Below are 23,390 nucleotides of genomic sequence, written 5' to 3' on the forward strand. Positions count from 1 at the left end.
CATCAAAAACTGTGAAAGAAAGCGGGAACCTGTTCCTGTCGGAACGTAAGAACCGCGCGCTCTGCATCCTGTCGGTTGCGAAAGAGGGCGCACAGACTGGAACCGCTGCCGCTCATAACTGCCCCTGCTGCTCCTTGGCGGAGCAGTGCTTCCTTGAGCTGGCGAAGCTTGGGGAAGGCCCCAAAGACCACGTGCTCAAAGCTGTTGTGGAGCAGGAACGCGGAGCAGGGGAAGCACTTACCCGCACTCGCTGCGCATGTCAAGCATTCGGGGCGTTTTTCGTTCTTCTGCGTGGCCGGATGTGCCGCGTCCCAAGCCGCGTACGCCCATGGTGTGGAGACGTGGATGTCGGGGCACAACACTACCAGAGTGAAACCAGCTAAATCAAGCTCGGCAGGCACAAGCTCTTCGCCAATGCCTGTGGCCCAGGCTGGGCCGTCCATCAGAAAGAACGGAACGTCCGCCCCGATGCGCGTGGCAAGCGCCGAAAGGGCTGTGTGCTCCAGTGCCGCCTGGCCCGCGCTGTTATTCAGATAGCGCAGTATGGCGGCGGCGTCGGAACTTCCGCCGCCGAGTCCTGCACCGAAGGGGATGCGTTTGTCAAGGTGTACGCGAAGACCGGGGCGAAAACCCGTGGCCTCGGCAAACGCTTCATACGCCTTGATAATGATATTATCCGGCCCTTCCAGCTCCGGGCGGGAGCAGGTGAGGCGCAGGCCGCTTCCCTCCGCAGGCGTAACGGTCAGCGTGTCCGCCGGTTCGGCCAGTGGCACGAACAGGGTGTGCAGTTCGTGGTAGCCGTTTGGACGCACGCCGGTGATATCAAGGTACAGGTTTACCTTGCACCCTGCCGTGAGGGTGCGCTGTTGTGGCAATGTGGATGTCATGACGCGGGATTCTTTCGTAAAAGCCACCGGGTTTCAAGTGGTTGTGTGCCCGTCAGGGTAAAAAAAGGGCCTCCCGTTTGGAAGGCCCTTATATGGTTAATGATATAGGCGGCTGTTACTCGTCGGGAAGGGTGAGCGTGCGGAACACACTCTGGCCCTGCCGCTGGATGAGCAGGAGCAGCACTCCCTTGTCCTTGGCGTCGCCTTCGAGGATGTCCTTGAAGTCGTCCACGGAATTCACCAACTGCTGGTTGGCCTGCAGGATAACGTCGCCGGGGCGGATTTCGCTTTCCTGCGCCGGGGAGCCTTGCGCCACGCTGGTGACCAGTAGGCCCTGCGCCACGTCCATGCCAAGGGCGCGGGCTTCGCGCGGGTCCACGGGCCGCAGGGAGAGTCCAAGGGCCTCTGCGGGCTGCGTCTGCTCGGGGCGGCCCTGCTGGGCAAGCTTGTCTGTCTTGCGCTCGCCAAGGGTGACGCGAAGGGTTTTGTCGTCGCCATTGCGCCAGACGGTGATCTTGGCCTTTTCGCCGGGGGCGATGCCCGCAATCTGGCGAAGCAGGTCGTTGGCGTCGTCCACGTCCTCGCCATTCACGCCGATGATGACGTCGCCGGCCTTGATGCCGCCTTCGTCGGCGGGCTCGCCGGGCAGGACCGAGGCGATAAGCGCGCCGCGCGGTTCGTCCATTTCCAGCGCCTTGGCGGTGTTGTCGTCAACGTTTTGGATGGTGACGCCCAGCCAGCCGCGGGAGACCTTCTTGTTCTCCTTTAGCTGGGTGATGACCTTGCGGGCCATGTCGGACGGGATGGCAAAGCCGATACCCTGACCCGAGGCGATGATGGCGGTATTGATGCCGATGACCTCGCCGTGGAGGTTCAGCAGAGGGCCGCCGGAGTTGCCGGGGTTGATGGAGGCATCGGTCTGGATGAAGTCGTCAAAGGGGCCGGAGTTCAGGAAGCGGCCCTTGGCGCTGACGATGCCCGCGGTGACGGTATGGTCAAGGCCGAAGGGGTTGCCGATGGCCATGACCCACTGACCGACCTTGGTCTTGTCCGAGTCGCCGAAGGTGAGCACCGGCAGGTCGTGGTCGGCGTCAATTTTCAGCAGAGCGAGGTCCGTTTCCGGGTCGCGCCCGATGATGGTGGCGGGCAGGGGCTCGTCCACGCCTTGCAGGTTCACCGAGATTTCGTCGGCGTTGGCGATGACGTGGTTGTTGGTGACGATGAACCCGTCCTTGGAAATGATGAAGCCGGAACCGAGGGAGCGCTCCTTGCGGGGGCGCTGGTCCGGGCGCATGCGGAAAAACGGCTCGAACTGATTGAAGAAATCTTCAAAGGGGTTGCCCCGCTGGTGAAAGCGGAAAAACTCCTTCATTTGGTTGTTGCCCCGCTCAACGATTTTGACGGTGCTTATGTTGACCACCGCACCACCAGCTTTCTCGGCAAGGGCCGTGAACTCAGGCAATGCAGCCATGGCAGCCTGCGACGTGACAAAGACGAGCAGGGCGGCGAGGGCGATCGTGCGTTTCATGCGGTGAGTGATATCCATTCTTTCCTCCGTTTCACGGTTCTGCTTGAGGCCCCTCCTCGGTCCTGAAGCAGGAGTCATTTCGATACTATAACCTCTTTTCATAGCATGTAAATACGAAAGGGCGGGATTTCCTCTGGTGCCTTGTTTTACGGGCCTTTTGGCCTGTGTGGCGGGCTGTTGAAGAGCGTATTTTTTCTGCGCTTTTTCTGTATCCGCAGGCAAATAGTTTCAGCCGTGTGACAGTTTTTTCACAGGATGACGGGGTTTCCTCCTGTTGATGTCTGGAATTTCAGACGCAGGAGTACTGTCATCTGGACGACGGTTTTCTCTGTCGGCCAGATGACGTTGCGTGCATTGGGTTCCCGGCTTTGCATGCAAAGTGTGCAGGGCAGTATGAAAAATCAGACACAATGGTTGATTGGTTAACCAATCACAACAAATTAGAAAAAATACGCGATAGACGGATATGAATTGCAATTTCGTGTTACCAGGTGTAGTCGGCTACTAACAGGTTGGTATTGCGGTGGATTTGTCGCCGTGGCGGCATAATGTCGGCTGTGTGACGAACCAATCAGTCCACCGCAATCGGTAAGTGGAAGCTGGCACGGACTGTGCTCTGCGCGTTAGCGTTGTACGATCAGTTCGGTGAAAGAGGCCGTCGCGTGCGGGATTTCCTGTGCCTTGCATGCAGGCCTCGTGGCCGGAGCCGCTTCCAGGGCGGGTCCGGCCACTCACCCCCCTTTCTTTCTTTGGCAGCCGGGGCCCTGGAGTTCTGGCTGCCACCATGTTTCAGGCCACGCACAAAGGGGCTTGATGACACGGAGGGACTCCAGTGGCTGACGGAGTCCTCATGATGAGGCAGCCCCTCCCCCGCGGAGGGGCTGTTTTTGGAGTGGTTGAGGAGTGTGGACGCCGGAGCGATTCGGCAGGTCCGCAAACAGTAGCGCAAAGTTGAGAGGTTCTTTCATTGCACAAAAGATACGTACCCATAGCAGTGGTTGTGGCGGTGTGCATCGTCGTTGCCGCTGTGGGCTATCTGCTTCCCCAGGACTCTCCGGACGCCCCAACGCGGGTGGTGATGGAGAACAGCGGCGGGCGGGTGTTCTTTACCCACCAGCTGCATGCCGAGGACTTGGGACTGGCGTGTGAGGACTGTCACCATGACGGTCTGGTCGAGGAGGGCGCAAAGCCGCTGCCCTGCGCCACGTGCCACCCCAAGGAATTCAATGACGAGTTCCGCCTGAAGCATCAGAAATCCTTCCCTTCCAACGACTACTGCGAACGGTGCCACTACACCGAGCCGTCTGCCGATATGCCCGACGAGGACCGTCCGGACACAGACATGCTGCCCCTGACGGGCGATGCCTTCCACTGGCAGTGCATGGGATGTCACGAGTCCATGGGCGCCGGACCTTACGGCGACGAAAGCTGCACCGAGTGCCATGCGAAGTAGGAACGTCATGAAAAAGTACGACCTTTCATTGAATCCCCTCCCCGGTGGCATCCACGAGATGCCCGTTCCGGGCGAGTTGAACATTCCGGTCAAGGGCATGCTGCTCAAGGCCGCGCGCGGCAAAAGCATTGCGCAGGGCACGCTTGTGGCCCAGTGCGCCGAAGCCGGGTGCGGCGACATGCACGCCCCTGTGGCGGGCAAGGTGAGCAAGGTGTCCTACGCCTTTGTGACCCTGAAACCCGCTGACGAACCCGAAACCGTGGAGCCGGTGGACCTTGCCGCCATAACCGATGCCAAGGAGCGCCTGCGCGCCTTGCGCGGTTTGGGCATTGATACCCGGCGCTACGCGGCGGCGGAGCATCTCATCATCAATGCCATGGACCCGGAGCCGGAAGTGGGTGTCGCCACCGCGCTTTTGGATGCCGAGGCTCAGACCGTCCGCGCCGGCGTGGACTACGCGAAGCTGCTTGTTGGCGCAGTGAAGACCACTGTCGTTGCCGCAGATTCGGCGGCGTCCGTGTCCTTTGATGGCGCGCAGACGGTGCGCGCTCCCGGCGTGTACCCCGCCAGCGTTGATCCCCTTGTGGCGAAGGCCGCTACCGGCAAGGAAAATCCCGCCGGTGTCTGCGTTATCGACGTTGCCGCGCTGTGGCAGTTGGGCCGCGTTGTGGAAACGGGCCTGCCTGTTGCCGAAACGGTGCTGACCGCCGGCGGCAAGCATTGGCGCGTACGCATCGGGACGCCGGTGCAGGCCGTGCTGGAAGCGGCAGGGCTGGAGGTTCACGCTGGCGATGTGGTCCGCCTTGGCGGTCCCATGCGCGGAGCGGCGGCGTTCAGTACGGACCAAGGCATTGGCCGCGACTGCCGCGCCGTGGGTATTGTCCCGGCGGGCAGCGCCGCGCCTGTCGAAGACCGTCCGTGCATCAACTGCGGCGAATGTGTGCAGCACTGCCCGGCACGCCTGCAACCGAACATGCTCACCCGCTATGCGGAGTACGACATGTTTGAAAAGGCGGCTGCCAGCGGCCTTGGCGTGTGCTTTGAGTGCGGCCTGTGCGCCATGCACTGCATGGCCCGCCGTCCGATGCTGCACATGCTGCGCTTTGCCAAGGAGCAGCTGCGCCTCTCGCGCGAAGGATAAGGCCCAATATCTTCCCGGCGGAACGTGGCGGCATGCCGCGTGACCGCCAGGGTGAAGGATGCATAGAACGGCCCGCCTGCCGCCCACGCGGCGCGGGGCGTGAACTTTCGGAACAAGGATTGAGCAAATGACTCCTCCGGTTATCAAACCGCTTGCGCAGAGCGCAGGAGCACTGAGCGTCACCCCGGCCCCGCATTGGCGGCTGGGCATGGGCGTGAAGAATCTGTCGCTCACCAGCCTGGCGGCGTTGGCGCCTGCCGCGGTCATGGCCGTCATGACCTACGGCCTTGACGCCGCGCGCATCATGGCCCTTGCCGGCGCTGTGGCCGTGCTGGTGGAAGCGTTGTGCCTTCGTCTCATGGCTCGTGATGTGGATGTGGACAACTTCAGCGCCCTGTACGCAGGGGTGCTGTTCGCCTTTTTGCTGCCTGCCGGCGCGCCGTGGTGGCTGGTTGCCGCTGGTGCGGCCATGACTGTGGCCCTCGGCCGCGCGGTGTTTGGCGGTTACGGCGCGAACCCGCTGTGCGCCCCCCTTGTGGCCTGGGCAATGTGCCGCGTGTCGTGGCCCGCGTTTATGGACATCGACATGACCATGCCCATGAGCGTGCTGAATGAGCCGTTGGCGCAGCTGAAGTACTTCGGCCTTGATGCCGTGCAGTACCAATACAACCTGACGGACTTCCTCTTTGGCAACGCCCTTGGCGCCCTTGGCGCATCGCAGGTGCTGGCGCTGGTTATCGGCGGCGCATTTCTGCTGTGGCGCGGCGTCATCCGCTGGCACATTCCCGCCGCGTTCATCGTGGGCGTGATGGCCATGGCGCAGGTCTTTCATATGGTGCATCCGGATATGGCCGCCGGCCCGCTGTTCCACGTGTTGACGGGCAGTGTGGTCTTTGGCGCGTTCTTCCTCGCCACGGACCATGCGTCCAGCCCGGCAGGGCGCGTGCCCCAGTTGCTGTATGGCTTCATTGGCGGCGCGCTGGTCATGGTCATCCGCGAGTACGGCGTCTATCCGGACGGCGTGCCCTTCGCCATCCTGCTGGCGAACCTGCTCAGCCCGCTGCTGGACCGCGTTCGTCCCAAACCTTTCGGAGGCTAGAGGCATCATGAAAGAGATACTGAGCATGATACTCGTCCTGTCGCTTATTTGCGGCGTGTCCGGCTTTTCGCTGGCCACCCTCAAGGCCGCAACGCGCGACAAGATTGAAGAGCAGGTGCTGACCTATGTGCAGGGCCCGGCCCTGATGCACGTGGTTGGCCCGCACGAGAACGACCCCATCGTGGAACGTGTGACCATTACCGCCCCGGATGTGGGCGAGGTGGTCGTCTTCCCGGTTGTGCGTGAAGGCGAGCTGACCGGTGTTGCCCTTGAATCGGCGGCGCCGGGCTATTCCGGCGACATCGGCGTGATGGTGGGCTTTGACATTGCCGAGGATACGCTCCTTGGCATTGGCATCACCACCCAGACCGAGACCCCCGGCCTTGGCACCCGCGTGACCGAGCCGAGCTTTACCGGCCAGTTCCGCGCGCATGCGACCACGAACCTCGACCTTGGGGACAACATCGACGGTGTCTCCGGCGCGACGTTCTCCTCCAAGGGAACCGTGGATGCGGTGAAAAAGGCCGTGGCCCTGTACACCGCCCATAAGGACGAGATGATTACCGCCCTGCAGCAGAGTGGAGGCCAGTCATGAACCGAAGCATGAAGGAATTCGTGAAGGGACTGTGGGCGGAGCTGCCGCCGTTTCGTGTGCTGCTCGGCCTGTGCCCGACGCTGGCGGTGACCTCGTCTGCGGAAAACGGCCTCGGCATGGGCCTTGCCGTTGTGTTCGTGCTGACGATGTCCAACATCATCATTTCGCTGTTGCGCAACGTCATCCCCACCAAGGTCCGCATCGCGTGTTTTATCGTTATTGCGGCTTCGCTGGTTGTGACGGTGGAGCTGCTCATGCAGGCGTACACGTATCCGCTGTACCAGCAGCTGGGCATCTTTGTGCCGCTCATTGTCGTAAACTGCCTGATTCTGGGCCGCGCTGAGGCTTTCGCCTCCAAAAACAGCGTGTGGTACTCCATCATGGACGCACTGGGCATGGGTATTGGCTTTACGCTGTCCCTGACCTTCCTCGGCACCGTGCGCGAGCTGTTTGGCAGCGGTACGGTGTTTGGCGCACCTGTCATGTGGGAGAGCTTCGAGCCGTTCGCCATTATGGTGAAGGCTCCCGGAGCGTTCATCTGTCTGGGCCTCATCCTCGCCGGGATGAACGCCTTCAACGTCTGGCACGCCAAGAAGAATAAGCTGCCCGCGCCGAAGCCCATCACCGGGTGCGGCGATGGCTGCGGCTCTTGCGGCGCGTGCAAGATGGACTAGGGGAGAGGTGCAATGGACTACTTTCTGCTGATTATCTCGGCCATCTTCATCAATAACATCGTGCTGGTGCAGTACCTTGGCGCGTGCCCGTTTATGGGCACGTCCAAGAGCATCGACGTGGCCCTTGGCATGGGCGGGGCGGTTATGTTCGTTCTGGTCATGGCTACCGCCATCACATGGCCCATCCATGTGTACGCGCTGGTGCCAAACGGGCTGGAGTATCTGCAAACCATCGCGTTCATCCTTATTATCGCCTCGCTTGTGCAATTTGTGGAAATGTTTTTGAAGAAAGTGATTCCGCCACTTTACAAGTCGCTGGGTCTTTTTCTTCCGCTCATCACCACCAACTGCGCGGTGCTTGGTGTCGCCATTATGGTGCAGCGTAAGGAGTTTGATTTCTTAACTTCTGTAGTGTTTGCACTGGCGTCTGGCATCGGATTTACGATTGCTTTGGTGATCCTGTCTTCCATTCGTGAAAGACTGGACATGGCCCCCGTTCCTCATGTATTCCGCGGCGTCCCCATCGCGCTGGTCATGGCCGGCCTGATGTCCCTGGCGTTCTTTGCGTTTCAGGGCATGGCCGCGTAGGCCGCGCTGAATAACCAAAAGGAATACAAAGGAATATCCGCAATGCTGAATACTGTCGTTTTCATACTCATGGGTCTTGGCCTTGCCGTCGGCTCCGTGCTGCACGGGATGCTGTTTATCCTGCTGGTGGCAGGTGGCGTGCACTTCAGCGGTGTGCTCATCCGCCGCAGTGCCACGGGCGGCGCCTTTCCCGGTGGCTGTATGGTGCGCCACGCCAAGCTGGCTTTGCCTGCGCTTGGCGTTTTGGCTGCCGACGCCGCCGTTGCCTATGTCGCCGTGCACAGCATCGGCGCATAGCAGTGGACCCACGGGGAATCCGGCAGAATATCAATAAGGTGACGAAATGGTAAGCACTTCGATATTCTTGCTTTCGGGCCTCGGTTTTGCCGCGGCCTCCGTTTTGGCAGTGGCCTCCAAGGTCCTGCATGTGAAGGAGGACCCGCGCGTCGCGGCGGTGGAAAACTGCTTCCCCGGCGCAAACTGCGGTGGCTGCGGCTACCCTGGTTGCAGCGCGGCCGCCGCCGCTGTTGTGGCCGGCGAAGCGCCGCCGGAGGTCTGTGTGGCCGGCGGCATGGACATTGCCACGTCGGTTGCGTCCGTCATGGGCATGTCCGTGAGCTTCAAGGAGCCTAAGGTCGCATCCCTCATCTGCACCGGCGGTGAACGCGCCAAGCAGATATATGACTACTCCGGCGTTGAGGACTGCCGCGCCATGTCCATGCTTTACGGCGGCGACAAGATGTGCGGCCTTGCCTGCCTTGGCAAAGGCTCCTGCGTGAAGGCCTGCGGCTTTGGCGCCATTGAGCTGTCCGAGGAAGGCCTGCCCGTGGTCAACGAGGCGTTGTGCCGCTCCTGCGGCAAATGCGCCGAGGTGTGCCCCACAGGCGCCATCCGCATCAAGGGCCTTTCCTCCGACCTGCTGCATCTGAACAAGCTGGACGACTGCCTTGCCCCGTGCATGCAGAAATGCCCGGCCCAGCTGGACGTGCGTACCATGATCCAGCAGATCAAGGCCGGCGATATGGGCAGCGCGCTCCTGACGCTCAAGGAGCGTTTGCCGTTGCCGTCCGTTGTGGGCCGCATTTGCCCGCATGGCTGCGAAACCATCTGCCGCCGCCAGATCGTGGACGAAGGCATCGCCATCAATTCCCTTGAACGCTACGTCTCCGACTGGGAGATGGCCTCCGGCGGACGCGTGCCCATGCAGTGCAATCCGTCCAACGGCCGCAAGGTCGCCATCATCGGCGGCGGCGCGGCGGGTATGAGCTGCGCGTTCTACCTGCGCCGCGTTGGGTACGAGGTGCATGTCTTTGACCGCCGCGAGTCCCTTGGCGGCATGGTGCGCCATGCCATCCCCGAATACCGCGTGCCCCACCGCGTCGCGGACTGGGACGTGCAGGGCATCCTTGAGCTGGGCGTCACGCCCCGCACCGGGCTTGAGTTCGGCAAGGACTTCACCCTCGCAACCCTGAACGACGAAGGCTTTGAAGCCATCTTCGTGGCAACGGGCGCATGGAAGACGCCGCAGCTTGGCATCCCCGGCGACACCGCCCCCGGCGTGGTGGACGGCGTCAGCTTCCTCACCAGCCTGAAGCACGAGCCGATGGACCTTGCCGGCAAGCGCCTTGTCATCATCGGCGACACCAACACCGCCATGGACGTGGCGCGCAGCGCAGGCCGCCTGAGCGCCGCCCGCATCGTTGTGCTGTCCCAGCACATCAAGCGCAAGATGGCCGCCAATAAGCTGGAAGTGGAACGCGCCGAGGAAATCGGTGCGGAAATCCTCTACAAGACGAAGCCCACCGCGGTGAAGTCCGCTGACGGCGGCGTCATCAGCGTGGAATATATCGCCACCGAGTACAAGGACCCCAAGAAGGCCACCGGTACCCCCGCACCCGTCGAGGGCACCGAAGCCGTCGTGGACTGCGACCTTGTCATCAACTGCGTGGACCGCGTGCCCGACATGACGCCTTTTGTGGGCGAGGACGGCGAGTCCGAATTCGCCGTGACCAAAAAGGGCACCATCGATGCCGACAAGGTGACGCTCCAGACGTCGGTCTCCAACGTGTTCGTTGGCGGCGAGGTCTACTCCGGACGCGCCACTGTGGTTGAAGCCGTTGCCGACGGCCGCACCGCCGCACGCTCCATCCATATGCTCCTGACGGAAGGCGAGGCGAAAAACCCCGAAGACCAACAGCTTCGCGTGATTCCCGAGACCATCCTCAAGGGCATGAAGGTCAAGTACACCATCCCCCGCGTGGCCGTGCAGGAGATTCCTGTGGCCGAGCGCCGCTCTACCTTTAAGGAAGAGGTCAGCCAGCCGCTTGATCCCTCTCTGGCACGCAAGGAAGCTTCGCGCTGCCTGCGCTGCGGCCTGACCTGTTACGACGGTGAGGCTGGCGCGGAATACGCCGCCGACCCGGACGTGAAGCCTCTGGACGCGGAGGACTAGCATCATGGATATGAAGGCAGTGACCAGACGGGCGTTCATGCGCCTTGGCGCTGTTGTCGGACTGGGAGCCCTTGCGGCTCCCACCCGCGCACTGGCCGACATCGGCTTTGGTTCCGCTACCCGTGAGGGGAGCAGGCACAAGGTCGTCAGCACCCAGTTTCTGATGGGCACCTTTGTGACCATCACGGTTGTGGACGACTCCAAACACCGCGCGGAGCAGGGCATTGGTGAGGCGTACGCCGCCATCAAGCGTCTGTGCACGGTGCTGGACCGCCACACCGCCGGAACCGAGGCCTCGCACCTCAACGCCGCAGGCCGTATTGCCGGAGCCCATCCGGACATGGTGGCCGTGGTGCGCGGTGCGCGTGATATGGCCACGCTTACCGGTGGGGCCTTTGACCCCACGGTGCTCCCCGTTGTGGAGTACCTGCGCGAGCAGGGCAAGGCCGTCAGCGTTGGCGACATTCCGCGCTCGGAACTTGCCGAGGTGCTGCGCCTTGTGGACGCCAGCGCGCTGGAATGCACCGGGCGGGATATCCGCTTTACCCGTGAGGGTATGCAGGCCACGCTGGACGGCATCGGCAAGGGCTACATCGTGGACCGCGCCGCCGAAGCGCTGGCTGGTGCCGGTGTTGGATCTTATATGGTCAACGCTGGCGGCGACATCCGCGTTGGCGGTGATAAAACGTGGACCGTCGCCATTGAGGATCCGGCAGGGCAGGGACACTATCCCGCCGTGCTCAACCTGCGCGACTGCGCCGTGGCGACCTCCGGCGGCTATGAACAGCCCTTTGACGCAAAGGGGACCCTGCACCATGTGGTGAATCCGGCAACGGGTATATCGCCTGTGCAGTCCGTGAGTGTCAGCGTTGTGGGCCGTACGGTGATGGAGGCCGACGCCTTGGCGACTGCCGCGTTTGTTATGGATGCGAAGCACGGCGTGTGGAGCATTGAGAGTCTTCCCGGACGCGAGTGCATGGTGCTTGCCGCCAGCGGCGCCAAGCTGCAAAGCTCCGGTTGGGCACGCCTTGAGCGCCGGAGCGCCTAGGGCCTTCTGGATGCGCCTTTATATAATGATATTGTAATAGCGTGGGCGTGGCGGCGAAGGCTTGCCGCGCCCGCGTCCTTTTTGCCATAGGGCGGGGCGAGGTGTATTCTTCCGTGAGGGCGGCGCTATGTACCGCCATCCCCGTGCCGAAATTCCGCACAGAGGCGAAAAGGACTTGCGTTCCTCGCGCAAGTCGGTTAGTTCAAACGCCCTCAGCGGTTGAATTTCCTTTCACCCGCTAGCCATATGGCCCCGTAGCTCAGCTGGATAGAGCGACCGCCTCCTAAGCGGTAGGCCGCAGGTTCGACTCCTGCCGGGGCCACCATCAAAAAAATATTCGCCGGTTTCAGGCTTTACTGAGACCGGCTTTCTTTTTGCCCAATTCGCAGCGCCCTACAAGAAGAAGTGGGGCGACGCTCTCCGCGATACCCGGGGGCTTTACACCGGTCCTCTATCTGGCCCGAGGTCGCGATTCAGCGCCCTCAGCGCCGGGGAGCCGTTCTTTATGCTGCCGAGAAGGGTGTTTTTAACATTTTTGTGCATTGGGTCTTTTGTCACAAGAAAGGCGGCACACTTTCCAACCCGAAAATACCGCGCCCGCTGTTTTCTCGATTTTGCGCAAAATTGGGGAGGGAGGTCTGTGTCAGCGTGCTGTGGCGTCTCGTTCGAGCGTATGGGTGCGGATGGCGGCGACGAGGGCTTTCGGGGCGCTTTTGCCGTGAAAATTGGCGGAAATGGCGCGTCTGGCGAATTGTACTTGGCGTTGCGGCCTGCGGAATTCGTCTGTGCGCTCCCAGTGGCGAAATTGCGCCTTTTTGAGGTGAAAAGTGAGCCATGGCGGGCAAATACTGGGGGCGTACAGTCGGTGACCGCCCGGAGCAGAGGAGGGCGCTTTTTATGCGGCACGGGCCAGTGTTTTGTGCTACGGCCGGGGCAGTTTTGGCCGCATTTTGGAAACCATTTGCCAAGATTGGAACAGGACCTCGCAAAGTGGGTATTTTGAAAAAAAAGACCTCAATTCTCCAAAATTGACAAAAATTCCCTTGCCTCAGTCCGTGTTTTATTGCATGTAAGGCAGGTCATTTTGAGGCGGACCGCATACGGACAACCCGTCGGTCCCGGGCGTAGTGCCACACGGTTCTCCACCTTGGTTGGATAACCTCGGATTCCATACATACGGAGGAAGCATGAAACGCGTACTGGTCACTCTTTGTGCCATGGCTCTCGTTCTCGTCATGGGCTCTGTCTCCTTTGCTGGTGACAAGCTTGTTATCGGAACGGACACCAATTTCCCTCCCTTTGAGTTTAAGGACCCCGAAACGGGCAAGCATACCGGATTCGACGTGGAACTCTGGGACGCCATCGCCAAGGAAATCGGCGTGGAGTACGACCTTCAGCCCATGGATTTCAATGGCATCATCCCCGGCCTGCAGACGGGCCAGCTTGATGTGGGTATCGCCGGCATGACCATCAAGCCCGAGCGCGCCAAGGTCATCGACTTTTCCGATGGCTACTACAATTCCGGCCTCGTCATCCTCGTCCGCAAGGACAACGACGACGTCCAGAAGATTGAAGACCTCAAGGGCAAAGTGGTCGCCACCAAGCTGGGTACCACCAGCGCCGACCTCGCCAAGGAGCGCTCCGGCGCCGAGGACGTCAAGCTCTTCCCCAACAACGACGCCATGTTCATGGAGCTGATGAGCGGCGGCGCAGACGCCGTCATCTTCGACTCCCCCGTCGTTGGCGACTTCATCCGCAAGGCTGGTCACGGTCAGGTTAAGGTCGTTGGTCCCCTGTACCACGGTCAGGCCTACGGCATGGGCTTCCCCAAGGGCAGCACCCTCGTGAAGAAGGTCAACGCCGCCCTGGCTTCCCTCAAGGAAAGCGGCGCCTACCGCGATCTGTACGTGAAGTGGTTCGGCTCCGAGCCTCGCTAGTCCCCCACTTCCCTTTTGAAACATTGATATCGGGGGCGGTTCACACTGCCCCCGGTATTTTTTGAAAAACGCAAAAAGTGGTGCTATATGGCTTTTAATTTTGATCCCTCCGTCATGGTCACAACCCTTCCGCAGCTTATGCGCGGCGTGCACCTGACAATTATCCTGACGCTCGGAGGCCTGTTCTTCGGCTTTGTTATTGGTGTCTTCTTCGGCCTCATGAAGATTTCCAAGAGTTCCCCTCTGCGCAAGCTCGCAGGGTTCTATATAGAAATCATCCGCGGCACGCCTATGCTTGTGCAGGCCATGTTCCTGTACTTTGGCCTGCCTATGGCCGTCGGCATGCGCATTCCCCCTGTTGTTGCGGGCGTCATTGTCATTGCCATCAACTCCGGCGCGTACATCGCGGAAATCGTCCGCGGCGCTGTGCAGTCCATCGACTCCGGCCAGTTCGAAGCGGGCCGCTCCATCGGCCTGACCCGTGGGCAGACCATGCGCTATATCATCTGGCCGCAGGCCTTTAAGCGTATGATTCCGCCGCTGGGCAACCAGTTCATCATCAGCCTGAAGGATACCTCGCTGCTTATGGTCATCGGCGTGTCCGAACTGATGCGGACCGGACAGGAAATCACGGCTGTGAACTTCCGCGCCTTTGAGGTGTACCTGACCGTTGGCCTTGTGTATTTGGCAATGACCCTGACGATCGCCCGTGTCCTGCGTATTGTTGAAAAACGCCTCGCCTACCGATAGGCGATTGGGGGAAAGAATATATGATCAAGATTAAAAATTTGCGGAAGTCCTTCGGGGACTTTGAAGTCATCAAAGGCATCGACCTGCACGTTGAATCCGGCGAAGTGGTCGTCATCATCGGCCCGTCCGGTTCCGGCAAGTCCACGGTGCTGCGCTGTATCAATAAATTGGAAGAGCCGACCTCCGGCACCATCGAGGTGGACGGCTTTGACATCATGGACCCGGCAACGGACATCAACTATGTCCGCTCCGAGGCCTCCATGGTCTTCCAGCAGTTCAACCTGTTCCCGCACATGACCGTGCTGGAAAACGTCACCCTCGGCCCCATCAAGGTCCGCCAGACTTCCAAGGCTGACGCCGTGACCCTCGGCATGAAGCTGCTGGACAAGGTTGGCCTCAAGAAAAAGGCCCACGCCTACCCGGATCAGCTTTCCGGCGGCCAGAAGCAGCGCGTTGCCATCGCCCGTTCGCTGGCCCTGCAGCCCAAGGTTCTCCTCTTCGACGAACCCACCTCCGCCCTCGACCCCGAACTGGTCGGCGAAGTGCTGGAAGTTATGAAGAAGCTGGCGCAGGAAGGCATGACCATGGTCGTTGTCACCCACGAAATGGGCTTTGCCAAAGAAGTGGCCGACCGCGTCATCTTCTTTGACCAAGGCCAGATTCAGGAAGAAAACGAACCCCACGAATTCTTCGCCAACCCGCAGAACGAACGCTTGCGAGACTTCCTCGGTAAGGTCGTCGGCCACGACTAGACCACGCCAGAGCCAGAAAGAAACACACACGGCCAGTCCCGAAAGGGGCTGGCCGTTTTTTGTTGGCGGGGCGGGGGATGGCGATTGTGAATGGTGGGGGCTTTTGGTATGGAACCTTTCCCCAAGAGCGAAGTCCGCGGCCTATTGCGCGGAAGTTACAGTATAAGGAGTATTCCCGTGTCCCCCAAGCTCAGCATCGTCATCCCGACATATAATATGGAAAAGTGGCTCCCGGTCGCCGTCGAATCGTGTTTGGCGCAGACTGAGCCGGCTATCGAAGTGATTATCGTTAATGATGGCTCCTCGGATGCGTCCCCGCAGATTGCGGACGCCTACGCAGCCAGCGATGATCGGGTGCGGGTGGTGCATCAGGAGAATAAGGGGCTTGGAGGCGCGCGCCAAGCTGGTCAGGATGCAGCACAAGGGGAGTTTATCACGTGGCTTGATGCCGATGATTTTCTTCATGAAAAGGCGGCAGAAGACATGCTCGGTGTGGCTTATAGAGATGACGTAAAAATGGTTTGCGGAAACGCGGTGGTTTTCTCTGATAAGACATTCAATACGCGTCGGTATTTTTATAAAGAGCCTGTCGCCAAAACAACCTTTGCCAACCCTGCCTACTGGAAAAGTAAGGTCGTGTGGCGTTGGATACTTCAGGTCGATTTCCTAAAATCAATTAACCTGAAGCATCCTCATTACAAGCTGAGTCAAGACGTGTGCAGCATGTACGAAGCTCTGACACAGGTTGGTGAGTTTTCCCAATGCGGCAGTTTCTTTTATTATTTTCGGCAGGACCATAAGTCCCCTGGAAATGAGCTTTCGCGGGAAGTTGAGCATCAGCTTGCTCATTTTTGTGAAGTGAAGCGTATTTTGGTGGAGGCGGAGACCATCAAGCCGCTTATCAAGTACCTGATGGAAAACTATTTTCGTGACATTAAAAAAATTGCTCCTCGACTTGTGGGGGCTGATGCGCATTGGCGTGAGCGGTGCATCGACATCAGCTTGGAGATTTTTGATGGGCTGCAGCCGGAGTGGTTCCGGGATGAGTATCTTGCTCCTGAATTAAAGAGTACGCCCGCAATGTTGCCGTTGGTTGATGCACTTATTGCTCGCGATATTCAGGCCATTCATGCCGAGTTTGATGTATGGCGTGACAAGGGACGTAAAGTTTCAGCCCCGGATAAGGATAATGCGTTTCACACCATGCGTCGTCGCATTAAGGCCATGTTTAAACCCATGTCCCGAGATGCCCGAAGCCACTTGCGTGGGTATGAGGCTCGTGCGTCCAAACGCCTTGGCGCGCTGTGGTCGCCCAAGATGTAAGCACGCCGGTATATGAAAACATACACGGCCAGTCCCGAAAGGGGCTGGCCGTTTTTTATTGGTGCTGGAGACGTGAGGGGGGGGGCGCGTGTTGCGTCAGGTCGTGAGCGGGCGTGTGGGGAGTGGTGGGTTTATGGGGTGGTGGTTTTTTCGCCGAACCACGTCGTGTGGATGCGCCGCAGGGTGCCGTTTTTTCGGAGCGTTTCGAGGGCGGCGTCGATGGTGGGTTTGAGGCCGAGGTCTTTGCGCATGGCGATGGCGTAGTGTTGGGGATTGAGGAGGGGGCCGACCACTTTGACGCGGCCTTTGCCTTCCTGCACGGCGTAGTGCTCCATGATGGGCGCGTCAAAGAGCACGGCATCCACTTGCTGGAAGAGGAGAGCTTGGAAGGCGTCTTCGATTTCCCGGAAGAGGCTGACCATGGTTGCGGGGAGGTTGCGGTAGGCATAGGTGACGCTTGTGGTTCCCAGCTTACAGGCGATGGTGCGGCCCTTGAGGTCGTCTGGGCCGGTGATGGCTGTTTCGCTGGTGCGCACGAGCAGGCGCAGGCCGCTTTCGTAGTACGGCGTGGAAAATTCGAGGCCCTGCGGGATTTTTGAGGGTCTGGTTATGCTGGAGATGCCAACGTGTGCTGTGCCTCGTTGAAGGGAGGGCATGATGCCCGAAAAGTCTTGTGGCAGGAATTGAAAGGAGAAGTCGGCCTCGTTGGCAATGGCCTTCCAGAGGTCGATGTCGTACCCGGCGATGCTGTCGCGCTGGACAAATGAGAAGGGGACCATGTCGTAGGCTGTGGCGACGACGAGGGATTGGGCGTGGATGACGTGGGGGGATGCGAAAGCCGCCGCGAAAAGCAATATGAGCGCGGTGTGACGGATTCGACGCAGGACCCGGACCAATGGGCGCGGTGGCGGAGCGTGTTGCGAGGGTGTGTTCATACGTGCAGTATGGGAAAAATGGCCTCTGACATCAAGAGAAGATGACCAGGCCGGGAAGACCGCGGCTTCGGCGTGACTTCCGCTATTCTTCCAAGATCACTTTTGTTTTTTCTGAGGCGGCAACGCGCCAGCCTCGCGCAGTAGGGCTTCGATGTGTGTGGCGAGCAGGGCGTATCCCTTGGCATTGGGGTGGAAGGGGTCGGCCTTGAGGTCCGCGTCCGAGAGGATGGTGGAAAGCGTCTTTTCCTCAAGGGGCAAGCCGTATTCGCGGGCGATGTCTTCATAGAACGAAGGCGGGCTCAGAAGGATGCCGGGGCGCGGCACGGCAATCAGGACGACCTGTGCTCCGGCGTCGCGGCACAGCGTAACCATGGCCCGGAGGTTGGCGGCGGTTTGCTCCATGGGAAAGCGGCGGATGAGGTCGTTGCCTCCGTGGCAGAGCAGGACAAGGTCTGGCGAGAACCGCTCCAGAGTCTGCGGTAGCCGCGCAAGGCCCCTCGCCGTAACTTCGCCGGGGACGGCGGCAACTTCCACTCGCTGCGCGATGCGCGCCGCAAGGCGAGCAGGATAACCCTTCTCCCTGTCGAGGGACCCAAAGCCTCCGGCACCGACCCCGGCGGTGAGACTGTCGCCAAAGGCAAGGATTGTGGCATTCGCCCCGAGGGGCGTAAGCGTCGGCGGCGCGTCTGAACAGGCGGTAGCGAAAAACATGGCGCCAAAGAGAAGGGCAGCCCACGCGCGCCAAACGCGGCAGGCAGGGCGGCGAAAGATGCGCCGGGGCGGATGCGGCATGCAGGCCTCCTGAAATGGTCGGGGCGGTGTGCGCCCCCGAGTTGACGCGGACGGGTGCAGAATGACTCTATCAGATGATACGGTCCGTTGGCGATGGGGGCGCTGTTCTCCGGGCATTCTTGAGTAGGCGAAGACATTCACCCTCTTTGTGAGAGAGTTTGCGACGACGAAACGAAGCGTTCGTCATGATGCCTGCCGTATTGACGGGGGGCGAGGGGCTTCATTTCCTCGCGGAATGTCACCTGTTTTTCCCGTAGCATTGGTGTGTTGGTGCCGTTTAAGGGCCACTTTGCGTATGAGGTAACCCGGCCTTGGAATCTTTGTGAGCCTTGTGCTAGAGTGAAGGAAACCCGCCGCTGGCGGCGGAATGTGCTCGAAACATGGGATGTGCCGGTGGCGTTATGCCCCAGCATATTGAGGGACGAAGTGAAGTGACCAATGGGATGAGCCTTGCGGGCGCAGGGCCACCTTGAAGCAGATATGCCACGGAGACGACTATGGGTGTGCCAACGAATTATGTGAATCTGGTGTCCAATAGCGGGCCGAAAATCGCGTCGCGTATGTTGGTGAGCAAGGTGCAGGCCAACGTTCCGCTGACACACGCCGACGCCAGCGCGGCGTCCGTGCTGTGGTCGCGCAAGATATCCAATCAGTATCCGGACTTCATTGATTCGCCAAAAATGAGTATCATCGCCTCGGAGCATCTGATTGGTCTGGTCCGGGATTTATCGACGTAACAAGGCGTCGTGTCTATTGAAACCAAACGGGATGTGCCATACGCATCCCGTTTTTCTTTTGAGCACAATTGGAGATTCGCCACATGCTGACACAGACGGAGATTGAAAAGTACGCTGAGGTTTTGCTCTGGGCGCTCGATGTCTCGCGCGCGGAGCCGCTGCGCGCAGGGAATACCGTGGCCGTACGGTGGGATATGCCTGCGCTTTCGCTGGCGGAGGCCGTGTATGCCAACCTGCATGAGCGCGGCGTGCACGTGGCCCAGCGTATGAAGCCGACATCCACCATGGAAAAGACGTTTTACTCCTCGGCCAGCCGGGCGCAGTTGGAGCACCAGTTGCCGGGCGAGATGGAACTCACCCGCGCGCTGGATGGGTCGGTGTATCTGCTGGCGCCGCAGTCCCTGACGCATCTGGCCGATGTTGACCCGGAAAATTTGAGTACCGCCGCCCGTGCACGCAAGCCCCTGCGTGACGTGCTGGAGGAGCGCGAACAGGCGGGACTGTTTGGCTGGACCCTGTGCATGTGGCCCACCGAAGCCCTCGCCAAGAGCGCAGGTATGAGCGTAGATGACTACGCCCGCGAGATTGCCCGCGCCTGCTACCTGAATAAGGCGGACCCGGTTGCCGAGTGGCGCGGCGTGCACGCCCGCGTGAAGGAACTGCGCGCATGGCTGGACGGGCTGGGGGCCGAAAGCTTCCGCGTGGAGTCGGAGCATGTGGACCTGACGGTGCGCCTTGGCGAACTTCGCCGCTGGCTTGGCGTAACGGGGCACAACATCCCCAGCTTTGAGATTTATGTGTCGCCGGATTGGCGGGGCACGCAGGGCGTGTATTACGCGGATCAGCCCTCGTTTCGCAGTGGCAACTATGTGCGCGGCGTGCGGCTGGAATTCAAGGACGGCAGAGTGGTGGACGCCGAGGCGGAACAGGGCGGCGAATTCCTGCGCAAGCAGGTGGCCATGGACCCCGGAGCAAGCCGCATTGGCGAATTTTCACTGACGGATTCGCGTTTTTCGCCCATTGACCGCTTTATGGCCACCACGCTGTTTGACGAAAACTATGGCGGCACGCACGGCAACTGCCACCTTGCTCTTGGCGCGTCTTATCCCGGAACGTATGCCGGGCAGCAGTCGGAGTTGTCCACACTGCTCAAGGATGAGCTGGGCTTTAATTCCTCGGCCCTGCACTGGGACCTTGTGAATACGGAGGCCAAGACCGTCACCGCGCACCTGCGCGGCGGTGAAACCCGCGTGATTTACGAGAATGGGCAGTTCCGGATGTAGCTGGTTCCGTCCGTACGGCCTGTACCATCACGCCCCCGCATGGCAATGCCATGCGGGGGCGTTTTTCACTGGTGCGCCGCCGGTGTTCACACAGGATAGGCGGAGGACATCTGGCGGTGTGGCGGCGCGCAGCTGGCTACTTGGCGCGAAGGCGCGCCGTGAGCAAATAGCCAAGTTCGTCGTCGTGAAAGGCCTCAATGGCGCAGTCCACGTCGTCGAGCATGGCGCGAATATCGGCAAGCGGGGGCATGCTGTCCTCAGCCACGGCGGACCCAGCCTTGCGGTGGTGGTCGTTGATGGTGGCGGAGTTGATGAAATGGCTGATGACGAACAGCCGCCCCGGCCTCAGGGCGGAGGTCATGCGGCGCAACGCGCCGGGCTTGTCATCAATGTGCGGAAACACTTGATGGCACAGCACGATGTCAAAGGAGTCGCTCCCAAGGGGCATATCCTCAACGGCGGCGGTGCAGACCATGGCGTTTGGGGTGTCGGCAAGGCGTTTTTGCGCTGCGCGTACCATGCCGGGGCTGACGTCCATGGCCACAAGGCGGCCCTGCGGGCCAACCATCTGGGCAAGGTGGTGCGTCAGGCGGCCGGTGCCGCAGCCCGGTTCAAGGATGTGCGCGCCCGTGATGTCGCCAAGGTGCGCCAGCAGGCGGTCCAGCTTGGGCTGTTCTTTGTCGCCGTATTCGCCGGAGGCCCACGGCGCGGTAACTTGATTGTCGAAAAAGGCAGCCTTTGCGTCATACATTGGTTTTTCTCCTTGTAAGCTCGCTGGTGGTGGCGTCCACCTGCCGGGAAAAGGTGAGGGAGCGGCGTTCGCGCCGGGAGAGGCCGCGCCGTTTGGGAGACAGCGCCGTGCAGACAATAAAGATGAGTGTGGACAGCATGACGATGACTGCTCCGGACGGCACGTCGAACATGGCGGAAAGCACCAGTCCGCCCCAGCACGACACCACGCCAAACACCGCCGCAAGGCAGAAGATATGGCGCAGGGTGTAGGACAGTTGGTAGGCCGCCGCCGCTGGGTTGATGATGAGGCTGAAGATGAGCAGGCCCCCAATGCTTTTGAGCGACGCCGTCACCGTGGCTCCCGTGGCGAACAGCAGGGCGTAGTAGATGGCGGTAGCGGGGACTCCGGCGGCAAGGGCGATGCTGCGGTGGCACAGCGTTGCCAGAATTTCCTTGGAGAAAGCAACAAGCCCGGCCAGCAGAAGCGCGGCTACCACAGCCATGACGACAAGGTCGCGCTCGCCCACTGTGAGGATGCTGCCCCAAAAGAGATTTAGCGCGGCGGAGCGCGGGCCGGGAAGCAGGCCAATGAAGAGAAACGCCAGTCCCAGCATGGCCGAAAACACGATGCCCACAACCGTCTCGGGCGCAAAGTCCGCCCGGTCCGACAGGGGGCCGATGATGGCCGCCGCGCCAAGGCTGAACACAAAGGCGCAGACCTGCATATCCACGTCAGTCACGAGGCCAAGCAGGGCACCGGCAAAGGCCGCGTGCGCCATGCAGGTGCCGATGGCGGTGATGCGCATGGTGACCACCACCACACCAACGACGGAACAGGACACTCCGGCCAGCAGGCCAGCCAGCAGGGCCTTTTGCATGAAAGGATAGAACAGTATGGATGCGTCCACTGTGGCGTCCTCCCTACGGGTGCGGCGCGGCGGTATTAGTGACAAACATGGGGCGCTCCGTTGACGTCGGCGACCTTGACGGGGGTGCCATAGAGCTCGCTCAGGCGCGCTTCATCCAGTGCGCCGCGCGGCGTACCCTGCCAGACCATGCGTCCGTCCTTCATGAAGGCGATGCGGTTGGTGACGTCGGGCAGGCTATTGAGGTCGTGGGTGACGATGAGGCTGGTGAGGCCGAAGCGGGTGTGGATGGTGCGGACCAGCTCCAGAATTTCGCGCTGGGCTTGCCAATCGAGCGCGGCGGTGGGTTCGTCGAGAAGCAGCAGGTCCGGGCGCTGGACGAGGGCGCGGGCAATGGCCGCCCGCTGCTGCTCGCCGCCGGAGAGGTGCCCAAGGGGGCGCTGCGCCAGCGCGCCGATGCCCACCATGTCGAGGAGTTCCTCGGCGTATTCCACGACGGAATGCGGCACGCGCCGAAACAGGCCGATGCGGCCAAAGCTGCCGCTGACCACGGACTCGCGCACGCTGATGGGGAGCAGTGGGTCGATGTCCTGCCGCTGGGCCACGTAGCCGATGCGCTTGCGCAGAAGGCGCGCCGAGCGCGGCGTGACCTCGGTGCCAAACACTTCAACCCGTCCGCCTGCGATGCTCCCCATGCCGTTGGTGACGGTGAGCATGGTGGTCTTGCCCGCGCCGTTGGGGCCGATGATGCCTAAGAAGTCGCCGCGCTGGACTGTGAGGCTAACGCCGTGCATGGCGACGTGGCGGCCATAGGCCGCGCTGACATTGTCCATGCGGATGATGGGGTCCGTCATTGTGCGGCCTCCGCATCGGTCATGGCGGGGGCGGCTTCAAGGAGTCTGCGGACGTTGTCGCGCATGGTGGCCTCCCATGTTGGAGTGTCCGCAAAGCCGCCCGGAAAGTTGGACAGGATGACGCGACGCGCGCCAAGGGCCTCGGCAAGACCGTGCCCGCCGTCGCCGCTTTGCAGATTGTCCACCACAAGGCCTACGCCCGCGCCGCGCCCTGCGGCGATGACCTTCGCCATCTGCTGGGGCGTCATACTGGCTGGACGCGGAAAGGCCGTCACAACCTTGCACCCCGCCCAGTGGGCCAGCGGCTCTTGCATGGCGGCGCAGACCACCCGCATTTCCGCCACGCCCGAGGCCGCAAGGCGTGTTTTGAGGGCCTGCGCGGTGGTGGTCACGGCGCGGCGGCGTGCGGCGGCGCGGGCGCTGATGTCTCGTTTGTGCTGGGGGAACAGCTCCGCCAATTCCGCCGCGATGTGCCGCGTGAGGAGGAGGTTGTTCTCCGGGAGCAGGGCATTGCCGGCGTCCGGCAGGGCGACGGGCTGGCGCTGCGTCTGCGCCGCGTCCAGCAGGGTGGTGATGTGGGGCTGCGCTGTCTGCCAGGCGTGCAGATAAATGGCATCCGCGTCGCGCAGCAGGCGCACGTCGCCGGGGCGGATGTCGTAGTGTCCGGGACAGGCGCCGCCGGGGATGAGAGTGCGGACCTCGGCCTGCGGGAGCAGATCATGGACGATGTCCGCAATAAGGGTTGTCCCCGCAACGATGCGCTGGGGCGCGTCCGTATCCGCGTGCGCCCGCGGGAGCAGCAGAAAAACGAGGGCAAAGCTCGCAAAAAACGCGATGAGGCGTCTGGCCATGGCGTGTCCCGTCCTGAAAAAGGGTTATCCCCCGGGCAAAGCCGCTTGATGGCTTTGCCCAGGGGGCGTGTATGGCAAGCCGTCCCCCATTGGGAGAGGACGCGCTCCGCCGC

Annotated in this window: 23 protein-coding genes and 1 tRNA gene; 16 read left to right on the plus strand and 8 right to left on the minus strand. The window is 61.2% G+C overall.

The features are described 5' to 3' along the window. Positions 1-2 precede the first annotated feature (2 nt). Complete coding sequence (gene ispE, locus ACI3L3_RS12525) at positions 3-887, minus strand: 4-(cytidine 5'-diphospho)-2-C-methyl-D-erythritol kinase (protein ID WP_404845467.1); 885 nt, start codon at positions 885-887, stop codon at positions 3-5. Between the two features lie 115 nt (positions 888-1,002). Beyond that, a complete protein-coding gene (locus tag ACI3L3_RS12530) occupies positions 1,003-2,433 on the minus strand; it encodes a DegQ family serine endoprotease (protein ID WP_404845468.1) in 1,431 nt (476 codons plus the stop codon). A 949-nt stretch (positions 2,434-3,382) separates the two neighbouring features. On the opposite strand from ACI3L3_RS12530, the gene ACI3L3_RS12535 reads away from it, so the two are divergent. The 14 genes from ACI3L3_RS12535 to ACI3L3_RS12600 all read left to right on the plus strand — a co-directional run bounded on the left by ACI3L3_RS12535 (position 3,383) and on the right by ACI3L3_RS12600 (position 16,227). Continuing rightward, positions 3,383-3,868, plus strand: a complete 486-nt coding sequence (locus ACI3L3_RS12535) for a cytochrome c3 family protein (RefSeq protein WP_404845469.1) — start codon at positions 3,383-3,385, stop codon at positions 3,866-3,868. Positions 3,869-3,875: 7 nt separating this feature from the next. After that, a complete protein-coding gene (locus tag ACI3L3_RS12540; RefSeq protein WP_404845470.1) occupies positions 3,876-5,009 on the plus strand; it encodes a 4Fe-4S dicluster domain-containing protein in 1,134 nt (377 codons plus the stop codon). 127 nt (positions 5,010-5,136) lie between these two features. Continuing rightward, positions 5,137-6,108 (plus strand): RnfABCDGE type electron transport complex subunit D, encoded by a 972-nt coding sequence (locus ACI3L3_RS12545; protein WP_404845471.1) that lies wholly within the window; start codon positions 5,137-5,139, stop codon positions 6,106-6,108. Between the two features lie 7 nt (positions 6,109-6,115). Then, a complete protein-coding gene (gene rnfG, locus ACI3L3_RS12550; RefSeq protein WP_404845472.1) occupies positions 6,116-6,703 on the plus strand; it encodes an RnfABCDGE type electron transport complex subunit G in 588 nt (195 codons plus the stop codon). Next, positions 6,700-7,377 carry an electron transport complex subunit RsxE gene (gene rsxE, locus ACI3L3_RS12555; RefSeq protein WP_404845473.1) on the plus strand — a complete coding sequence of 226 codons (678 nt, stop codon included), beginning with the start codon at positions 6,700-6,702 and terminating at the stop codon, positions 7,375-7,377. The genes rnfG and rsxE overlap by 4 nt, the downstream gene beginning before the upstream one ends. A 12-nt stretch (positions 7,378-7,389) precedes the next feature. Next, positions 7,390-7,965, plus strand: coding sequence for an electron transport complex protein RnfA (locus ACI3L3_RS12560; protein ID WP_404845474.1), 576 nt, complete (start codon positions 7,390-7,392; stop codon positions 7,963-7,965). A 42-nt stretch (positions 7,966-8,007) separates the two neighbouring features. Continuing rightward, complete coding sequence (locus tag ACI3L3_RS12565) at positions 8,008-8,262, plus strand: hypothetical protein (RefSeq protein WP_404845475.1); 255 nt, start codon at positions 8,008-8,010, stop codon at positions 8,260-8,262. 46 nt (positions 8,263-8,308) lie between these two features. Next, on the plus strand, positions 8,309-10,417 hold the full coding sequence (locus ACI3L3_RS12570) for an FAD-dependent oxidoreductase (protein ID WP_404845476.1): 2,109 nt from the start codon (positions 8,309-8,311) through the stop codon (positions 10,415-10,417). A 4-nt stretch (positions 10,418-10,421) separates the two neighbouring features. Continuing rightward, positions 10,422-11,465: an FAD:protein FMN transferase gene (locus tag ACI3L3_RS12575; protein ID WP_404845477.1), complete on the plus strand. Its 1,044-nt coding sequence runs from the start codon at positions 10,422-10,424 to the stop codon at positions 11,463-11,465. A gap of 248 nt (positions 11,466-11,713) precedes the next feature. Beyond that, a tRNA-Arg gene (locus ACI3L3_RS12580) sits at positions 11,714-11,790 on the plus strand. Positions 11,791-12,652: 862 nt separating this feature from the next. Beyond that, positions 12,653-13,402, plus strand: coding sequence for a glutamine ABC transporter substrate-binding protein GlnH (gene glnH / locus ACI3L3_RS12585; RefSeq protein ID WP_404845478.1), 750 nt, complete (start codon positions 12,653-12,655; stop codon positions 13,400-13,402). Between the two features lie 87 nt (positions 13,403-13,489). Next, positions 13,490-14,152, plus strand: coding sequence for an amino acid ABC transporter permease (locus tag ACI3L3_RS12590; RefSeq protein WP_404845479.1), 663 nt, complete (start codon positions 13,490-13,492; stop codon positions 14,150-14,152). A gap of 20 nt (positions 14,153-14,172) precedes the next feature. Continuing rightward, on the plus strand, positions 14,173-14,904 hold the full coding sequence (locus tag ACI3L3_RS12595) for an amino acid ABC transporter ATP-binding protein (protein ID WP_404845480.1): 732 nt from the start codon (positions 14,173-14,175) through the stop codon (positions 14,902-14,904). 177 nt (positions 14,905-15,081) lie between these two features. Beyond that, a complete protein-coding gene (locus tag ACI3L3_RS12600) occupies positions 15,082-16,227 on the plus strand; it encodes a glycosyltransferase family 2 protein (RefSeq protein ID WP_404845481.1) in 1,146 nt (381 codons plus the stop codon). Between the two features lie 131 nt (positions 16,228-16,358). Here ACI3L3_RS12600 and ACI3L3_RS12605 read toward each other — a convergent pair whose 3' ends face one another. Both ACI3L3_RS12605 and ACI3L3_RS12610 read right to left on the minus strand, forming a co-directional pair. After that, positions 16,359-17,081, minus strand: a complete 723-nt coding sequence (locus tag ACI3L3_RS12605) for a transporter substrate-binding domain-containing protein (protein ID WP_404845482.1) — start codon at positions 17,079-17,081, stop codon at positions 16,359-16,361. A gap of 177 nt (positions 17,082-17,258) precedes the next feature. Then, positions 17,259-17,954: an arylesterase gene (locus tag ACI3L3_RS12610; RefSeq protein WP_404845483.1), complete on the minus strand. Its 696-nt coding sequence runs from the start codon at positions 17,952-17,954 to the stop codon at positions 17,259-17,261. A 497-nt stretch (positions 17,955-18,451) separates the two neighbouring features. On the opposite strand from ACI3L3_RS12610, the gene ACI3L3_RS12615 reads away from it, so the two are divergent. Further along, positions 18,452-18,691, plus strand: coding sequence for a hypothetical protein (locus ACI3L3_RS12615; RefSeq protein WP_404845484.1), 240 nt, complete (start codon positions 18,452-18,454; stop codon positions 18,689-18,691). Positions 18,692-18,774: 83 nt separating this feature from the next. Next, positions 18,775-19,974 (plus strand): aminopeptidase, encoded by a 1,200-nt coding sequence (locus ACI3L3_RS12620; RefSeq protein ID WP_404845485.1) that lies wholly within the window; start codon positions 18,775-18,777, stop codon positions 19,972-19,974. A gap of 136 nt (positions 19,975-20,110) precedes the next feature. Here ACI3L3_RS12620 and ACI3L3_RS12625 read toward each other — a convergent pair whose 3' ends face one another. The 4 genes from ACI3L3_RS12625 to ACI3L3_RS12640 are packed head-to-tail and all read right to left on the minus strand — an operon-like array spanning position 20,111 to position 23,277. Continuing rightward, entirely contained in the window at positions 20,111-20,725 is a 615-nt protein-coding gene (locus ACI3L3_RS12625) for a class I SAM-dependent methyltransferase (protein WP_404845486.1), read from the minus strand. Continuing rightward, the gene (locus ACI3L3_RS12630; protein ID WP_404845487.1) at positions 20,718-21,614 is read right to left on the minus strand and encodes a metal ABC transporter permease; all 897 of its coding nucleotides are present in this window, start codon (positions 21,612-21,614) and stop codon (positions 20,718-20,720) included. The genes ACI3L3_RS12625 and ACI3L3_RS12630 overlap by 8 nt, the downstream gene beginning before the upstream one ends. 35 nt (positions 21,615-21,649) lie before the next feature. Then, positions 21,650-22,426: a metal ABC transporter ATP-binding protein gene (locus ACI3L3_RS12635; RefSeq protein ID WP_404845488.1), complete on the minus strand. Its 777-nt coding sequence runs from the start codon at positions 22,424-22,426 to the stop codon at positions 21,650-21,652. Further along, positions 22,423-23,277, minus strand: a complete 855-nt coding sequence (locus ACI3L3_RS12640; RefSeq protein WP_404845489.1) for a metal ABC transporter substrate-binding protein — start codon at positions 23,275-23,277, stop codon at positions 22,423-22,425. The genes ACI3L3_RS12635 and ACI3L3_RS12640 overlap by 4 nt, the downstream gene beginning before the upstream one ends. Positions 23,278-23,390: the final 113 nt, after the last annotated feature.

It is taken from the genome of Desulfobaculum sp. SPO524 (assembly GCF_044987625.1).
Lineage (GTDB): Bacteria > Desulfobacterota > Desulfovibrionia > Desulfovibrionales > Desulfovibrionaceae > Desulfobaculum.

Coding starts and splice junctions, on each gene's coding strand:
- ACI3L3_RS12625 (WP_404845486.1), bottom strand. CDS start 20,725: ATGTATGACGCAAAGGCTGCCTTTTTCGACAATCAAGTTACCGCGCCG.
- ACI3L3_RS12620 (WP_404845485.1), top strand. CDS start 18,775: ATGCTGACACAGACGGAGATTGAAAAGTACGCTGAGGTTTTGCTCTGG.
- rsxE (WP_404845473.1), top strand. CDS start 6,700: ATGAACCGAAGCATGAAGGAATTCGTGAAGGGACTGTGGGCGGAGCTG.
- ACI3L3_RS12590 (WP_404845479.1), top strand. CDS start 13,490: ATGGCTTTTAATTTTGATCCCTCCGTCATGGTCACAACCCTTCCGCAG.
- ACI3L3_RS12570 (WP_404845476.1), top strand. CDS start 8,309: ATGGTAAGCACTTCGATATTCTTGCTTTCGGGCCTCGGTTTTGCCGCG.
- ACI3L3_RS12575 (WP_404845477.1), top strand. CDS start 10,422: ATGGATATGAAGGCAGTGACCAGACGGGCGTTCATGCGCCTTGGCGCT.
- glnH (WP_404845478.1), top strand. CDS start 12,653: ATGAAACGCGTACTGGTCACTCTTTGTGCCATGGCTCTCGTTCTCGTC.
- ACI3L3_RS12545 (WP_404845471.1), top strand. CDS start 5,137: ATGACTCCTCCGGTTATCAAACCGCTTGCGCAGAGCGCAGGAGCACTG.
- ACI3L3_RS12565 (WP_404845475.1), top strand. CDS start 8,008: ATGCTGAATACTGTCGTTTTCATACTCATGGGTCTTGGCCTTGCCGTC.
- ACI3L3_RS12640 (WP_404845489.1), bottom strand. CDS start 23,277: ATGGCCAGACGCCTCATCGCGTTTTTTGCGAGCTTTGCCCTCGTTTTT.
- ACI3L3_RS12610 (WP_404845483.1), bottom strand. CDS start 17,954: ATGCCGCATCCGCCCCGGCGCATCTTTCGCCGCCCTGCCTGCCGCGTT.
- ACI3L3_RS12635 (WP_404845488.1), bottom strand. CDS start 22,426: ATGACGGACCCCATCATCCGCATGGACAATGTCAGCGCGGCCTATGGC.
- rnfG (WP_404845472.1), top strand. CDS start 6,116: ATGAAAGAGATACTGAGCATGATACTCGTCCTGTCGCTTATTTGCGGC.
- ACI3L3_RS12530 (WP_404845468.1), bottom strand. CDS start 2,433: ATGGATATCACTCACCGCATGAAACGCACGATCGCCCTCGCCGCCCTG.
- ispE (WP_404845467.1), bottom strand. CDS start 887: ATGACATCCACATTGCCACAACAGCGCACCCTCACGGCAGGGTGCAAG.
- ACI3L3_RS12615 (WP_404845484.1), top strand. CDS start 18,452: ATGGGTGTGCCAACGAATTATGTGAATCTGGTGTCCAATAGCGGGCCG.
- ACI3L3_RS12595 (WP_404845480.1), top strand. CDS start 14,173: ATGATCAAGATTAAAAATTTGCGGAAGTCCTTCGGGGACTTTGAAGTC.
- ACI3L3_RS12560 (WP_404845474.1), top strand. CDS start 7,390: ATGGACTACTTTCTGCTGATTATCTCGGCCATCTTCATCAATAACATC.
- ACI3L3_RS12540 (WP_404845470.1), top strand. CDS start 3,876: ATGAAAAAGTACGACCTTTCATTGAATCCCCTCCCCGGTGGCATCCAC.